We start from the raw sequence: 14,590 nt of genomic DNA on the forward strand, positions 1-14,590 counted from the left end.
GCTCCGATGCTGAAATCCTTCGAGCATGTCGGCATGACGGTCAGCGACATGGACCGCACCGTCGATTTCTACTGTGGCCTGCTCGGCCTCAACCTCGCGCTGCGCAAGACGATGGCGAATGGCATGCAGGTCGCGTTCCTCGATGCAGGCGGCGGCATGCTGGAGGTCTTTGCGCCGCCCGGCGGCGCGTCGAGAGCGGTCGACGTGCCTGACGATACGGCCGGCGTCCGGCACCTCACCTTCTGTTTCGACAATGTCGACGAGACCTTCGCCCGCCTTGAACAGGCGGGCGTCGAGATCAAGGAGCGGCCGCGCTTCGCGGTCCACTCCGAGATGCTGAACAGGATCGCCTTCGTTCGCGATCCCGACGGCATCATCGTCGAGCTTGCCGAACGTTCTCAGAAACGCCAGGGCTGACACAGGTGCTGCCGATCGCTTCGCTGCGGGCGGTCAGACCGTCCCGCAGCAGATCGATCAGGCGCCGGACGAGTTTTGCCGCCATGCACTGTTCTTCCTCAGCTCGCCAACTTGGCGCTGATATAGTTGCGCCAGCCGCCAAGTGCGGTGATTTCCTCGGCACCTTTCACCGCATGGGCCTCGCAGACGAAGCCGGAGACGCTGGAACCGTCTTCGAGCGTGAGCTTACCGATGCCGAGGGGTGCCGGAATCTTCTGGACGAACCTGCCGAAAGCATCGGCCGGCAGTGCCCAGACCTCGACCTCCAGCCCCTGACCCTTATGGCCGGGTTCGCGCAGCAGTCCCGGTTTCGGCGGCGTGGTATTGGGCAGAACGAAGAGGCGATAATCGCCGGCCGTGCGGCAGGTCTTGATCAGACGCCCGTCGGAGCCTGCCAGTTCGTGATTGAGCGGCATGCCGGTCAGATGCGCACCAACGACCGCGATTTCGATGAAACCGTCATCGCCAGGCGCAATGCGGCTCGCTTCCGGTATTGCCGCCTGCCGGTCGATGCCCATGCCGGAACCTGCTGCGCGATGCAGCGCATCGGCAAGTGGTGCCAGCGCATCGTCGGTGAAGGCAGGCGCGATGACGGTGACGCCGCCCGGCAAGCCGCCTTTGCCGAAACCGGCCGGAACGGCGATCGCCGCGCAATCGAGCAGGTTGACGAAATTGGTGTAACGGCCGAGGCGGCCATTGAGCACGACGGGATTGGCCAGCATGTCGGCGACCGTGTAGGTGGTCGGTGCGGTCGGCAGCAGAAGCACGTCCGCCTTTTCCCATTCGGCTTCGGTCTTGCGGCGCAGCTCCTCCAGCCGGTATCGGCCGTTAAAGGCCTCGACCGCGGTCTTGCCCTTGGCGCCTTCGATAATCCCTCTGACCGTCGGGTCGAAATCGGCGGCGTTGGTGGCGAGGAAGGTCTCGACCGCGGCCAGGCGCTCAGCAACCCACGGCCCGTCGTAGAGCAGGGCCGCGGCCTCGCGGAACGGTGTGTAGTCGAAAGGCACGATGGTCGCTCCGAGCGCTTTGGCGCGTTCGATCGCCTGGTCGTAGAGCGCCTCCACCTCCTTGTCGCCGAAGAATTCTCGCTCGGCGTCGGTCAGGACGCCGATGCGCAAGCCTGATACCGGCAGGTTCGCCGGCTTGGCGTGACGCGAGAAAGGATCGGCGGCATCGAAGCCTTCGGCGACCTTGCGGATCGCGACGCCGTCGCCGACGGTCGCGGTAAAGATCGTGATGCAGTCGACGCTCTTGCAGGCCGGTATGGCGCCGGTATTCGGCAAGAGACCCGGCGTCGGCTTGATGCCGACCAGATTGTTGAAGGCGGCCGGCACGCGGCCGGAGCCGGCCGTATCGGTGCCGAGCGCGAAGGCGGCGAGGCCGGAGGCCACCGTGACCGCCGATCCGGAGCTCGAGCCGCCGGAGATATAGGCTGCATCGAAGACCGAACAAGGCGCGCCATAAGGCGAGCGCGTGCCGTTGAGGCCGGTCGCGAACTGGTCGAGATTGGTCTTGCCGATGATGATGGCGCCGGCTGCCTTCAACCGGGCAACGACGGTGGAGTCCTCTTCCGGCCGATACGCATAGGCTGGGCAGGCGGCGGTCGTCGGCAGGCCGGCGGCATCGATATTGTCTTTCACAGCAAAGGGAACGCCCCAGAGCGGCAGGCTGTTTGCCTCAGGCGCGCGTGCCATCAGCGCGTTTGCGGCAGCGCGTAATTCCTCATCCGGCACCGGCGTGATGAAGATTGCCGGATCTTTCGAGGCGGCACGCCGCGCGATCACCTCTTCGATGGCGTCGAGCGGCGTCAGGCCGGACTGGTAGGCGGCGCGAAGGCTTGAGAGATCGAGGATGGTCGGCAGCATGTCAGCATTCCTCCAGAACGACGATGATATCGCCGGCTTTGACGTTTCTTCCCGGCCCGGCACGCAGGTCGCGGACGCGGCCTGCCGCATGGGCGGTGACGTTGATTTCCATTTTCATCGATTCGATGATGGCGAGTGTATCGCCGGCCGCAACCGACGCACCCGGCTCGACCAGCAATTTCCAGATATTGCCGGGCACGGCGCTGGCAACACCGAAGCAGCCGTCGGGAATATCCCCATCCGGACTTTCGCCCGTGCCTTCGTCGGTGACGAAGCTGTCGAGCCCGGCTTCCTTCCAGCGCTGGCGTTCGGCATCGAAGGCGGCCTGCTGGCTTGCCTTGAAGCGGCCGATCGACGCTGCGTTCGCCTGCAATTCTCTCTCATAGGCGGCATAGGAGAATTCCGTTTCCTCGATCCGGATCGGATAGCCGCCATGCGGGAAGGCGGCGCGCGCCTCCGTCAATTCCTGGTTACTAACAGGGAAGAAACGGATCTGGTCGAAGAAGTTCAGCAGCCAGGGTTTGCCCCTGGCAAAGGCCGGTGTCTCCCGCCATGTGTTCCAGACCTGGATTGTGCGGCCGAAGAGCTGGTAGCCGCCCGGTCCTTCCATGCCGTAGATGCACATATAGGCGCCGCCGATGCCGACGGCGTTCTCAGGCGTCCAGGTGCGGGCGGGATTATACTTCGTCGTCACGAGGCGATGGCGCGGATCAACAGGGGTCGCAACCGGCGCGCCGAGATAGACGTCGCCGAGACCGAGCACCAGATAGCTTGCATCAAAGACGATATCGCGGACGGCCTGTTCGTCAGGAAGGCCGTTGATGCGGCGGATGAACTCGATATTCGATGGGCACCAGGGCGCATTCGGGCGCACGAGCTCCTGATATTTGCGCATCGCAAGTTCCGCATCCGGATCGTTCCAGGAGAGCGGCAGATGCACGATGCGGCTCGGCACCGTGACCTCCTGGGCTGCCGGAAGGGTCGCCTCGATCTCGGAGAGCAGCCCAAGCAGGCGCCGGCGCGTCAGCTGCGTGCCGTCATAATGGATCTGCAGCGAGCGGATACCGGGGGTGAGGTCGACGACTCCGGGAAGGCGGGCCTCCACGACCGCCTGCATCAGCAGGTGCACCCGCAGCCGCAGCGCGATATCGAGCGTCATCGGCCCATATTCGACGAGCAGATTGTCGTCGCCCTGGCGGCGATAAACGACAGAAACCGGGCCATCCTCGCTGATGCCGAGGATCGGCGAACCTGTTTCTTCCGTGACCCGCCGCACCGCCGGGCCGGCGATCGGGTCTTCCGGCCGCGCCATGGCATGAAAACGGATGCGGTCGCCGGGCTTGAACTGGCCCATCTTCCACTGCTCGTCGCGGGCAATCACCGCCGGGCAGACGAAGCCGCCAAGACTTGGGCCGTCAGGGCCGAGAATGATCGGCATGTCGCCGGTGAAATCGATCGCCCCGATCGCATAGGCATTGTCGTGCAGGTTGGAGGGGTGCAGCCCCGCCTCACCGCCGTCGCTACGTGCCCATTGCGGGGCTGGGCCGATCAGGCGCACCCCGGTGCGGGCACTGTTGAAATGCACCTCGTAAGCCGTCGAAAACAGCGTCTCGATATCGCCGTCCTGAAAGAAGTCAGGTGCGCCATGCGGGCCGTAGACGACGCCGACATTCCATTCGCGCGTCAAGGCGGCCGGCTCCGTCGCAGGCGTTGCCGGTTCGGCCGGCACTTGGCGGGCAAAATGCAGCACATGCCCCGTCTTCAGCGTGCCGGTGGCATTGCCGCCGAACTGGCCGAGGCCGAAAGTCGCCCTCGAGCCGAGCACGACGGGCGCGGCAAAACCGCCGGTAACGGCAAGGTAAGCGCGTTGCCCCGGTCCTTCGATCGAACCGATCGACAGGACCTGGCCGGCCCGGATCAATACCGGCGTGTCATGCGGCAATCTTGCGCCGTCGCATGTCATTGGCATCCGCGCGCCGGCAAGCGCGATCGTCTGGTCGACATAAAACCGCAACGTCGGGCCGGAAACCGTCAGTTCGAGTGCTGCCGTTACATCGGCATTGCCGACCAGCCGGTTGGCATGACGGAAGGAGCGTTCGTCCATCGGCCCGCTCGGTGGTACACCGACATGCCAGAGGCCGAGCCGGCCCGGCAATTCCTGAATGCTTGACTGCGCGCCGGGCGCGAGTACCTCGACGACATCTGGAACGAAAGCGAAGTCGCGTAAAGCCGTCGTTGCCACTTTGGCGCTAGCCAGCAATTCGGAAGCGGCGATCGTTCTCAAATAATCGAGATTGGTCTCGATGCCTGATATCGACGTTTCGGCGAGTGCTGCCTTCAGTTTCTCGATCGCCGCTGGCCGGTCTTCCGCCGCCACGATCAGCTTGGCAAGCATCGGGTCGTAGAAGGGCGTGACCTCGGTTCCCGTCTCGATCCAGCCGTCGACGCGGGCATTATCAGGGAAGACGACCTCAGTCAGCAGGCCGGCACTCGGGCGAAAATCCGCATGCGGCATCTCGGCATAAACACGCATCTCGATCGCCGCACCCTTCGGCGTCAGGCCCCTGGCTCCCGAGAGCACGTCCTCGCCGGCCGCCTGCCGGATCATCCATTCGACGAGGTCGATGCCGAAGACGGCTTCCGTGACGGGGTGCTCGACCTGCAGGCGAGTATTGACCTCGAGAAAATAAAATTCCTCGCGCTGGGGATCATAGATGAATTCGACGGTGCCGGCCGATTCATAAGAGACCGAGCGTCCCAAATCGACCGCCGCCTTGTGCAGCAGCGCCCTTGTCTCCGCAGAAAGGCCAGGCGCAGGCGTCTCCTCGACGACCTTCTGGTTCCGCCGCTGCAGCGAGCAGTCGCGTTCGCCGAGCGCAATCACTCCACCCTTGCCGTCGCCGAAGATCTGCACCTCGACATGGCGCGCTTCGGCAACGAAACGCTCGATGTAGACGCGCGCATCGCCGAAGCTGGCGCGCGCGGTCCGCTGCACGCTTTCGAAAGAGGCCTTCAGGCTTGCAACATCGGTGCAGAGCTGCATGCCGATGCCGCCGCCGCCCGCCGTACTTTTCAGCATGACGGGATAACCGACGGTTTCGGCGGCCGAAAGCGCCTCGTCAACGCTCTGCAAGAGATCGGTGCCGGGCAGTAGCGGCACGCCACTCGCTTTCGCCAATTCGCGTGCCGTATGCTTCAGGCCGAATGCCGACAGATGCTCCGGCCGCGGGCCGATGAAAGCGATACCTTCGGCGGCGAGCCGCTCGGCAAAGCCGATATTCTCCGAGAGGAAGCCGTAGCCTGGGTGTACGGCCTCAGCGCCCGTCGCCTTGCAGGCGGCAATGACGGCATCGACGTAAAGATAGCTTTCGGCAGCAGGCGCCGGGCCGAGGCGCATGGCCTCGTCGGCGGTCAGCGCCGGCTTGGAGAACCGGTCGGCATCGGAATAGACGGCGACCGAGGCGATGCCCATCCTCTTCAATGTGCGGATAACGCGAACGGCGATTTCGCCGCGATTGGCGATCAGGACCTTGGTGAACATCGATCAGTCCTCGCCGTCCCAGATCAGCACCCGGATCGGTGTCGGATCGAAGCCGTTGCAGGGGTTGTTGATCTGCGGGCAATTGGAGATGACGCAGAGCACGTCCATCTCAGCCACCAGTTCGACATAGTCACCGGGTGCGGAAATGCCGTCGACGATGGTCATCTCGCCATTCGGCTTGATCGGTACGTTCATGAAGAAATTGATGTTCGGCACGATGTCGCGCTTGCTCATGCCGTGCTTGGTCACCTCGATCACGAAATTGTCGCGGCAGGCATGCAGGTATTTGGTGCCGTGGCCGAAGCGCACGGTGTTGCTCTCGCAGGAGCAGGCCCCGGCCGATGTATCGTGGCGGCCGCAGCTGTCGGCGGTCATGACCAGCATGACATTGCCTTCGTTCGAGATGATCTTCGTGCCGGTGCCGATATAGGCGCCACTCTGCGCCCGCATCGTATCCTGGTTGGAATAACGCTCGGCAAAGTCGTCGGCACGATAAAATAGCGTGTCGATCGCCTGCTGGCCGTAACTGTCCTCGATGCGGATCGTCTGGCCCTTGCGCACGATGCCGGACCATGGCGCTTCGGCCGCGATGAAATGATCCTGCACGGCATTTTCGAGGCTGCGCGAAGCTGAAGTCTTGATGAAATCGGTCATCGTATCTTCCCTCAGGCCAGCATCGCGGCGTTGTTCTCAAAGCCGCGAAGGGCTTCGGCGGTTGCCGTGCGCGCGAGGTCGTCGACTGCGGGCGTGGCTGCGCGAAAGCGCGTGACGATCACCGGTTGCGGCGCATAGACCGGGTCGGGGTCGAGCGGATGCGGGCAGTTGGAGAAGCCGACGATCATGTCCATCTCGGCGCGCAGCTCGGCATAGTCGCCGCTGTTGGAGAGCTTGCCGCGCCAGTGGAAGCCACCGTCATCGTCGACGCGGACGGGGGCGAAGAGGTTGAGAATCGTAGGAATATCGCGTCGTTCGAGACCAAGCTTGCCGGCGACGAGCACGAGATTGTCGCGGGTGTTGCGGGTCTTGACGCCAGGATATTTTGTAGCGTTCGAAGCTGCCGTCGAGCCGCCCATCAGGCAGTCATGGGCGCCGGAACTATCCTCGATCAGCGAAAACATCACCCGGCCCATGTCCGAGAAGATAACGCGGCCCTTGCCGGGGGCGGTCGTCCACTGCACCTTGACCGTATCGACGAGATTGAGCCGTTCGCTCGTGTCGGTGGCGTTCCACGCAACGAGCGCCACGGTCGATCCGCCTTCGCCCTGATCGATGCGGAGAGCTTCGCCGCGCTTCAGCGCGGTCGACCAGTACCAGCCGCCGGGGATGATTTCCTGATGGATGATCGCGGCAGCATCGATGGCGGGGGCGGGCAGGGGGCTCGGCGCCGGCAGGGCCTTCGGGGCAAATTCCAGCCCCTTTTTCTGATGTTCCTCGTAACGCTGCCGGTTGGCGGCGATCTCCTCGGGCGAACGTCTGACATGCATCATGGTTTTTCTCCTGGCGGACTGGAAGCCGGGTCGTCCCGGCGAAGGCCCAGAGAAATGACCGGGCCGTCCCGGTCGGGGCTGAAGATGGAGGGCGCGCCGGCGAGCCTGGGCGGCCAGATCGAAATATCCTTGGTGATCGTCGCGCCGTAGCGCTCCTTTTCCTCCGGGCGATCACGCTTGCGCTCGAAGGCGACGACGCGCGTCGCCAGGGTGAAGGCTTCGCGCATGTCGTGGGTCACCATGACGACGGTCATCTGCGTTTCGTGCCAGAGGCGTTTCATTAATGTGTGGATCTCCGCACGAATGCCGGGATCGAGCGCGCCGAAGGGCTCGTCGAGCAGCAGCACCTTCGGTTTCATGATCAGCGCCTGCGCCAGCGCCAGGCGCTGCTGCATGCCGCCTGATAGTTGCGCCGGATATTTGTCCTCAGCGCCGGAAAGGCCGACTTCGCCGATCAGCCTCCGGGCTTCGTCGATGGCGTCGCGGCGGGCGGCGCCGAAAAGCTTGGCCTTGTAGCGGGACGCAGAGAGTTCCCGCCCGAGCAGCACGTTTCCGAGCACGGTCAGATGCTGGAAGACGGAGTAGCGCTGGAAGACGACGCCGCGATCCGGTCCCGGCTCAAACGGCAGCGGCTCGCCGGCGAGCAGGATCGTGCCCTTGGTCGGGCGCTCCTGGCCGAGCAGCATACGCAGGAACGTCGACTTGCCGCAGCCGGATGGGCCGACGAGAGCGACGAAGGCGCGCGCGGCGACGGTCAGCGACACGTCTTCAAGCACGATCTGGTCGCCATATTCCTTCCAGACCTTTTCGATCACCAACTCGCTCATGCCTGCTTCTCCAGCTCGGACCAGGGGAAGACGGCGATGCGGATGCGATCGAGAATATAGTTCGTGACCACGGCGAGCAGCGTGATCCAGACGACATAGGGAAAGATGATGTCCATCGAGAGATAGCGGCGGACGAGGAAGATGCGGTAGCCGAGGCCGGAATCCGACGAGATCGCCTCGGCCGCGATTAGGAACAGCCAGGCCGGGCCGAGCTGAAGCCTCAGACAAGTGATCAGCCGCGGCAGGATCTGCGGCAGCACGACACGAAGGCCGATCTGCCAGGAGGAGCCGCCGAGTGTTTCAGCCTTGACGATCTGTTCGCGCGGCAGCTCCAGCGCCTTCAGCGCGAGGTCGCGGATCATTGTCGGCGCAACGCCGATGACGATCAGCGCGATCTTCGAGGCTTCTCCGAGCCCTATGGCGATGAAGAGGATCGGCAGCAGCGCCAGCGGCGGCACCATGGAGATAACGGCGACGAAGGGGGAGAGCAGCGCTCTCAGATAAGGCAGCATGCCGATCAGCATGCCGATGACGAGTGCGATGATCGTGGAGATGCCGAGGCCGGCAAACAGCCGTATCAGGCTCGCGCCCGTATCGGACCAGAGCAGATATTGTCCGGTGCGCGGATCGGCGACGAAGGCCAGGCGATCGATCGCATCGGCAAATCCGGCAAGACCGGGCAGCAGCTTGTCGTTGGCGTTTTCCGCCAGCCGTGCTGCCGAGCCGAAAGTATAGGCAACGATCAGCAGCACGAAGGGCAGCAGCGTCAAGGCTAGCTGCGCGCCCCGGCTCGGCCTCGTGTTGATCCAGCGCATGAGGAAAGCTCCGCTGATGAAGGTTGGGCGGCGCGGTCAAAACCGCACCGCTGCTTTGACATCGCTCAGAGCGAACCGTCGGCGGCCGCCTTCATGTAGGTCTCGGTGAAGCGCAGCTTGACATTGCCGCTATCGCCGAGAACCTTGCCGTTGGGCATTTCGATGCCGATGACGTCGGCCGACGGCGCGCCGTTGCCGAGCAGGCCCTTCTCGAACAGGAAGTTGCGGACGAGATCCATTGTCTTCGGCAGGCCGTCCGAGGCGGTGAAGGCAACGGCATCGGCCGGCTTGGCAAACAGCTTGGTGACGGCAAGCTGGGATTCGAAGCCCTTGAGATCGGTGCCCGATGCCTGGCCCATCGCCTCGCGGGCAGCCTTGCCTTCGGCGCTGTCGGCAGTCAGCAGTGCTGCGGTTTCATACCAGATGCCGGCGAGCGCCTTGCCGAAATTCGGATTGTCCTTGAGCACGCTTGAGTTGGCGACCATCAGGTCGATGATCTCGCCCGGCACCTGCGAGCTGTCGAAGACCTTCTTGGCCGTGGGATCCTCGAGGATGGTCGAGACCAGCGGGTTCCAGGTGACTACGGCGGTGACATCTGCCGTCTTGTAGGCGGCGACCATATCGGCGTCGGAGGTGTTGACAACCTTGACGTCGCGCTCAGTCAGCTTGATGCTTTCGAGCGCGCGGGCCAGCAGATAATGTGAGACGGAAAATTCGACGAGATTGACGTTCTGTCCCTTGATGTCGGCAAGGCTCGCCTTGTCCTTCAGGATGACCGCATCATTGCCGTTCGAGAAGTCACCGACGATCACGGCCGTGGTATCGACGCCGCCGGCAGCCGGGATCGACAGGCCGTCCATATTGGTCAGCGTCACGGCGTCGAAGGCGCCGGCCGTATATTGGTTCATCGATTCGACGTAGTCGTTGAACTGGGTGACCTCGATCTTGATGCCGTATTTGTCGGCCCATTTCTTGACGATGCCGTGATCGGCGGCATAACCCCAGGGCATCCAGCCGACATAGATCGACCAGGCGACCTTGAAGTCGGTCTTCTGTTCGGCCTTGGCGATGGAGCCGAGTCCCAGCGCCAGGGACGCCGTCAGTGCGGTAATCGATAGTATCTTCGAAAAAGTCTGCATTGAAATTCCCCTTTTGCTTTTCTTCAAAAGGGATCGGCAATGACCATCGTGCCGCCAATCCCTTGGCTTACGAGGTCTCCCGGGCTTTTGTCCCGCCGTGCACCCGGCGGGATGTCTCCCTCGCCGGTGGCAGCTCTCGGACCAGCGCGTCTTGCGACGCCGGAACCCTAGCCACCAACTCTGCAACTATCGAAGCAAAGTGTGTGCCAAATTATAAACCATTGATTTTATTGAGAGTGCGATGGCGTCAATTCCCCGGAAAATGCAATAGTGCATGCACTTGCACAGAAAATGTGCGCATTCTGCCGATACCTTAGGCGTTGGTTATTTTTTGCCCAGTGAAAAGCAAGCGGCAGGCAGAACGCACAGAACGCCGAATTGCGGCTGGCCCTGAGCTAGTTCCGGAAGGCCCCGGCCGGGACCGTCGTCACCAGCCGGATATCGCGGCGGAAGTCCGACGGCGACATGCCGGCGATATGGCGGAAGGATTTGTTGAAGGCACTGATCGAACCGAAGCCGCTGTCCATCGCCACCTGCAGCACATTGGCGCCTTCGCTCATCAGCATTGCCTGGGCGCGCGACAACCGCAGCAGCGTCACATATTTGCTGAGCGTCATGCCGGTCGATCGCTTGAACAGGTTCATCGCATATTTCGGATGCAGGTCGGCGGCGCGGGCGATATCGACCGAATCGATGTCGTGCAGGAAATTGGCGGCGATGAAATCGCACATGCGCGCGACGCTGCGCGAGGAATGCGGATACGGATGATCGCCGTCGAGATTGATGGCCGCCTGCGACGTCATCGAATAGGGTTCGAGCGCAATCCGTTCGATGCGCAGCAGCAGCTCGTCGACAGCGTGCTGGGCCTTGGCGGGATCGCCTGAGTTGGCATAGTGGAACCAGCGGGTGAAATTCTCGCTGTCGGCGGCATCCGTTGCCGAGGTCAGCAGCGTCTCACCCTTCATAAGCCGGCTGGAAACGCTGATCGGCAGGCGCAGCCGGAAGAAATAGACGAGCGGCAGATGGGCGCCGGCATAGAGCGAATCATCCGAGGATTCGTCCATCTGATGCGGCTGACCACCCCAGAAGAGGCACATTTCGCCAGCGCTCAGCCGGAATTCGTGATCGCTCATCCGGTAGTGCACGGTGCCGCGCATCACGTAGTTGACCTCGACCTGCGCGTGCCAGTGCGGCATGGCCATAACAGGCGGATGGGCATGAAACATCTGCAGCGCTGTCGGCAAACCCTCGATGCTGCTCGCGCCGGGCTGATAGATTGCACGTGTGCCGACCTTACTTTCCGCCAAATTCATGTTCCCTTTTTAGGAGACACCCGCTCCCTTACAGATAGTCTAACCGCGTTCGTGAAAGATCGGCAATTGAAAAGGGAGGATTTTCAATGCGCTTCAAACTTCTCGCTGCGACCGCAGCTGTCGCAGTGCTTGCTTCCGGCTCCGCATACGCGCAGTCGGCCAATCTCACCATCTGGAGCTGGAATGTCGCCGCGTCGGCATTGAAGTCCACGCTTCCAGGCTTCAACAAACAGTTTCCCGATATCAAGATCACCGTCGAGGATCTTGGCAACAGCCAGGTCTTCGACAAGACGCTGGCTGCCTGCGCCGCTGGCGGCGACGGCTTGCCCGATATCGTCAGCATCGAGAATTTCGAGGCTGAGATCTTCTGGAGCCGTTTCCCGGATTGCTTCGCCAATCTGAAGGAGCTCGGTTACACGCCCGAGATCCAGGCGAAGTTCCCCGAATTCAAGCGCACCGAGCTTGAGGTCGGCGACGTCGCCTATGCCATGCCGTGGGATTCCGGCCCTGTCGCCGTCTTCTATCGCCGCGATCTCTACGAAAAGGCTGGCGTCGATCCAAGCACGATCGGCACCTGGGACGACTTTATTGCCGCCGGCAAGAAGATTTCCGCCGCCAATCCCGGCGTCGTCATGGCGCAGGCGGACTTCAATGGCGACAGCGAATGGTTTCGCATGATCGCCAACGAACAGGGCTGCGGCTATTACTCGGCCGACGGCCAGTCCATCACCATCAACCAGCCGGCCTGCGTCTCCTCGCTGCAAAAGGTGAAGGAAATGAAGGATGCCGGCACGCTGACGGCGGCCAATTGGGACGAAAAGATCCAGGCCAACACCGCCGGCAAGGCCGCGAGCCAGCTGTATGGCGGTTGGTATGAGGGCACCGTCCGCTCGACCTCGCCCGATCTCAAGGGCAAGTGGGGCGTCTACAAGATGCCGAGCCTGACGGCCGACGGCCCGCATGCCGCCAATCTCGGCGGTTCGTCGCTCGCTATTTCGGCGACCTCCGCAAATAAGGAAGCCGCCTGGAAATTCGTGAACTACGCCCTCGGCACGAACGAGGGTCAGGTTACGATGCTGAAGGAATTCGGTCTGGTGCCATCATTGCTCTCGGCCGTACAAGATCCCTTCGTCAACGAAGCGCAGCCCTATTGGGGCGGTCAGAAGGTCTGGGCCGATATCCTCGCCACGCTGCCGAAGATCGTGCCGAGCCGCGGCACCGCCTTCCAGAGCGATGCCGAAGCCATCTTCAAGGCGACGCAGACGAAGTTCTTCTCCGGCGGCTATCCCGATGCGAAGGCGGCTCTCGACGATGCCGCCAACCAGATCGCTTCGGCGACCGGCCTTCCGATCGCGCAGTGAATGACGAAGCCGGGCGCTTGACGCGCCCGGCTCTCCGTCCGCCGCAAGGCGGCTGGTCATTCGTTGGTTTTGTCAGGAGGAGGCTCGATGCCATTCAGAACCCGGAGCGCTTATGCGTTCCTCGCCCCTTATCTGCTGATCTTTGCCACCTTCTGGGTGTGGCCGATCATCAATTCGTTCCTGATTTCCTTTCAGAACACCCGCATCAACCCGTGGAAATATAGTTTCCAGTCCAATTGGGGTCGGCTCTTCTACGACCCGGCCTTCTACAATGCCCTCTACAACACGCTGATCATCCTGGTGATCCAGGTGCCTGTCATGATCGCGCTTGCGACCGTTATGGCCGTAATGCTCAATTCGCCGCTGCTGAAAGCGCGGCCGCTCTTCCGCTTCGCCTTCTTCGCCCCCGTGGTCGTCGGCGAGGTCGCCTATGCCGCGGTGTTTCGGCTGATGTTCAGCCTCGATTTCGGCATCATCAACAAGCTGATCTCGGCCGTCGGTCTCAGCCCGGTCTCCTGGTTCGACAATGCCAATGCCGCCATGGCGCTGATCATCCTTGCCGTCACATGGCGCTGGGCGGGCTACAACGCCATCATCATCCTCGCCGGCCTGCAGTCGATTCCCGATGATGTCTACGAGGCGGCGACGCTCGACCGGGTGAGCAAGGTCCAGCAGTTCTTCCACATCACCCTGCCGCTCCTGAAACCGATCATCCTCTTCTGCGTGGTGCTCTCGGTGATCGGTACCATGCAGCTCTTCACCGAGCCCTTCCTCATCACCAATCGTGGCGGTCCCGGCGGCGGCACCGAGACGCTCGGCCTGCTGCTTTATCGACAGGGCTTCACCTCGCTGAACTTCGGCTATGCCTCGGCGATCGCCTATACGATGGCTGCCCTTGCCGTGGCGATCTCGCTTCTCAATCTCTGGGTCGGGAGGGATCCGAAATGAAATCCAAATCGCAATCGCTTCTGCTGCGCCAGATCGCGTTGCATGCCGCACTGGCGCCGCTCGCTCTCATCTGGCTGTTTCCGCTCTGGATGATGTTCGTCTTCTCGACCATGCCCGACAACGGTATCTTCAGTCCTGACATCGTGCTGTGGCCATCGACCAACTTCGTCGAGAATTTCAAAAACCTACAGGCCGATACCGATTTCATCGGCGCAATGGTGATCTCCATCGGCGTGGCGCTCATTTATACAGTGCTCTCGGTGCTGCTGACGTCGATGGCCGGCTGGGCACTGGCCCGTTACCGTTTCGTCGGCCGCTCCGTCGTCATCGCCATCATCCTCGGCACGATCACGCTTCCCTTCTCCGTGGTCGTCATCCCGCAATTCATCATGGTGGCGCGCGAGTTCAAGCTGGCAAACACCTGGGTAGCTCTGATCGTGCCGCCGCTGTTCAATTCGCTCGGCGTGTTGTTCATGCGGCAATCCTTCTCGATGATGCCGGGCGAGCTCTTCGATGCGGCCCGGGTCGAGGGCGTTAAGGAATGGCAGATCTTCCTGCGCATCGCCTTGCCGCTGGCCCGCCCAACCATGGCGGCATTGGCGATCATTCTCTTCCTGCACTCGTGGAACAATTACCTCTGGCCGCTGCTGATCAATTCCAGACCGGGGATGATGACGGCGCCTGTGGCACTGGGAACGCTGATCGGCCTCACCAAGGTCTCCTGGGGCGGCATCATGGCCGGCGCGGTACTGCTGACGGCGCCGATCCTCGTCATCTTCGTGGCTCTTCAGCGCCATTTCATCGCCGGCATCGCGGCCGGCGCAATTAAATAATCGGG

Annotated in this window: 12 protein-coding genes and 1 riboswitch; of the genes, 4 read left to right on the forward strand and 8 right to left on the reverse strand. The window is 62.4% G+C overall.

What is annotated here, in order from left to right:
• Positions 1-6: 6 nt before the first annotated feature.
• Positions 7-417 (forward strand): VOC family protein, encoded by a 411-nt coding sequence (locus HFO71_RS28860; protein ID WP_077979766.1) that lies wholly within the window; start codon positions 7-9, stop codon positions 415-417.
• A gap of 98 nt (positions 418-515) precedes the next feature.
• Here the strand turns inward: HFO71_RS28860 and atzF are convergent, their stop codons facing one another.
• The 8 genes from atzF to HFO71_RS28900 all read right to left on the reverse strand — a co-directional run bounded on the left by atzF (position 516) and on the right by HFO71_RS28900 (position 11,443).
• Entirely contained in the window at positions 516-2,321 is a 1,806-nt protein-coding gene (atzF, locus tag HFO71_RS28865; RefSeq protein WP_221988757.1) for an allophanate hydrolase, read from the reverse strand.
• A gap of 1 nt (position 2,322) precedes the next feature.
• Positions 2,323-5,862: an urea carboxylase gene (gene uca, locus HFO71_RS28870; RefSeq protein WP_077979768.1), complete on the reverse strand. Its 3,540-nt coding sequence runs from the start codon at positions 5,860-5,862 to the stop codon at positions 2,323-2,325.
• A 3-nt stretch (positions 5,863-5,865) separates the two neighbouring features.
• Positions 5,866-6,516 carry an urea amidolyase associated protein UAAP2 gene (locus HFO71_RS28875; protein ID WP_077979769.1) on the reverse strand — a complete coding sequence of 217 codons (651 nt, stop codon included), beginning with the start codon at positions 6,514-6,516 and terminating at the stop codon, positions 5,866-5,868.
• 11 nt (positions 6,517-6,527) lie between these two features.
• Complete coding sequence (locus HFO71_RS28880; protein WP_131641796.1) at positions 6,528-7,349, reverse strand: urea amidolyase associated protein UAAP1; 822 nt, start codon at positions 7,347-7,349, stop codon at positions 6,528-6,530.
• Positions 7,346-8,176, reverse strand: a complete 831-nt coding sequence (locus HFO71_RS28885) for an ABC transporter ATP-binding protein (RefSeq protein ID WP_131641797.1) — start codon at positions 8,174-8,176, stop codon at positions 7,346-7,348. Before HFO71_RS28885 ends, HFO71_RS28880 begins: the two co-directional genes overlap by 4 nt.
• The gene (locus tag HFO71_RS28890) at positions 8,173-8,991 is read right to left on the reverse strand and encodes an ABC transporter permease (protein ID WP_131641798.1); all 819 of its coding nucleotides are present in this window, start codon (positions 8,989-8,991) and stop codon (positions 8,173-8,175) included. The genes HFO71_RS28885 and HFO71_RS28890 overlap by 4 nt, the downstream gene beginning before the upstream one ends.
• 65 nt (positions 8,992-9,056) lie before the next feature.
• Positions 9,057-10,130, reverse strand: coding sequence for a putative urea ABC transporter substrate-binding protein (locus HFO71_RS28895; protein ID WP_132613996.1), 1,074 nt, complete (start codon positions 10,128-10,130; stop codon positions 9,057-9,059).
• Positions 10,131-10,204: 74 nt separating this feature from the next.
• Positions 10,205-10,312, reverse strand: a riboswitch (guanidine-I (ykkC/yxkD leader).
• A gap of 213 nt (positions 10,313-10,525) precedes the next feature.
• Positions 10,526-11,443, reverse strand: a complete 918-nt coding sequence (locus HFO71_RS28900; RefSeq protein WP_131641800.1) for a helix-turn-helix domain-containing protein — start codon at positions 11,441-11,443, stop codon at positions 10,526-10,528.
• Positions 11,444-11,529: 86 nt separating this feature from the next.
• Here HFO71_RS28900 and HFO71_RS28905 point away from each other — a divergent pair, with 86 nt between their 5' ends.
• The 3 genes from HFO71_RS28905 (at position 11,530) to HFO71_RS28915 (ending at position 14,585) form a co-directional block, all read left to right on the forward strand.
• Entirely contained in the window at positions 11,530-12,804 is a 1,275-nt protein-coding gene (locus HFO71_RS28905; RefSeq protein WP_131641801.1) for an extracellular solute-binding protein, read from the forward strand.
• An 87-nt stretch (positions 12,805-12,891) separates the two neighbouring features.
• Positions 12,892-13,752 (forward strand): carbohydrate ABC transporter permease, encoded by an 861-nt coding sequence (locus HFO71_RS28910; protein ID WP_132614002.1) that lies wholly within the window; start codon positions 12,892-12,894, stop codon positions 13,750-13,752.
• Entirely contained in the window at positions 13,749-14,585 is an 837-nt protein-coding gene (locus tag HFO71_RS28915) for a carbohydrate ABC transporter permease (RefSeq protein WP_011649800.1), read from the forward strand. Before HFO71_RS28910 ends, HFO71_RS28915 begins: the two co-directional genes overlap by 4 nt.
• Positions 14,586-14,590: the final 5 nt, after the last annotated feature.

Source organism: Rhizobium laguerreae, from assembly GCF_019778565.1.
Taxonomy (GTDB): domain Bacteria; phylum Pseudomonadota; class Alphaproteobacteria; order Rhizobiales; family Rhizobiaceae; genus Rhizobium; species Rhizobium laguerreae.

Coding starts and splice junctions, on each gene's coding strand:
- atzF (WP_221988757.1), bottom strand. CDS start 2,321: ATGCTGCCGACCATCCTCGATCTCTCAAGCCTTCGCGCCGCCTACCAG.
- HFO71_RS28905 (WP_131641801.1), top strand. CDS start 11,530: ATGCGCTTCAAACTTCTCGCTGCGACCGCAGCTGTCGCAGTGCTTGCT.
- HFO71_RS28915 (WP_011649800.1), top strand. CDS start 13,749: ATGAAATCCAAATCGCAATCGCTTCTGCTGCGCCAGATCGCGTTGCAT.
- HFO71_RS28895 (WP_132613996.1), bottom strand. CDS start 10,130: ATGCAGACTTTTTCGAAGATACTATCGATTACCGCACTGACGGCGTCC.
- uca (WP_077979768.1), bottom strand. CDS start 5,862: ATGTTCACCAAGGTCCTGATCGCCAATCGCGGCGAAATCGCCGTTCGC.
- HFO71_RS28900 (WP_131641800.1), bottom strand. CDS start 11,443: ATGAATTTGGCGGAAAGTAAGGTCGGCACACGTGCAATCTATCAGCCC.
- HFO71_RS28875 (WP_077979769.1), bottom strand. CDS start 6,516: ATGACCGATTTCATCAAGACTTCAGCTTCGCGCAGCCTCGAAAATGCC.
- HFO71_RS28890 (WP_131641798.1), bottom strand. CDS start 8,991: ATGCGCTGGATCAACACGAGGCCGAGCCGGGGCGCGCAGCTAGCCTTG.
- HFO71_RS28885 (WP_131641797.1), bottom strand. CDS start 8,176: ATGAGCGAGTTGGTGATCGAAAAGGTCTGGAAGGAATATGGCGACCAG.
- HFO71_RS28860 (WP_077979766.1), top strand. CDS start 7: ATGCTGAAATCCTTCGAGCATGTCGGCATGACGGTCAGCGACATGGAC.
- HFO71_RS28910 (WP_132614002.1), top strand. CDS start 12,892: ATGCCATTCAGAACCCGGAGCGCTTATGCGTTCCTCGCCCCTTATCTG.
- HFO71_RS28880 (WP_131641796.1), bottom strand. CDS start 7,349: ATGATGCATGTCAGACGTTCGCCCGAGGAGATCGCCGCCAACCGGCAG.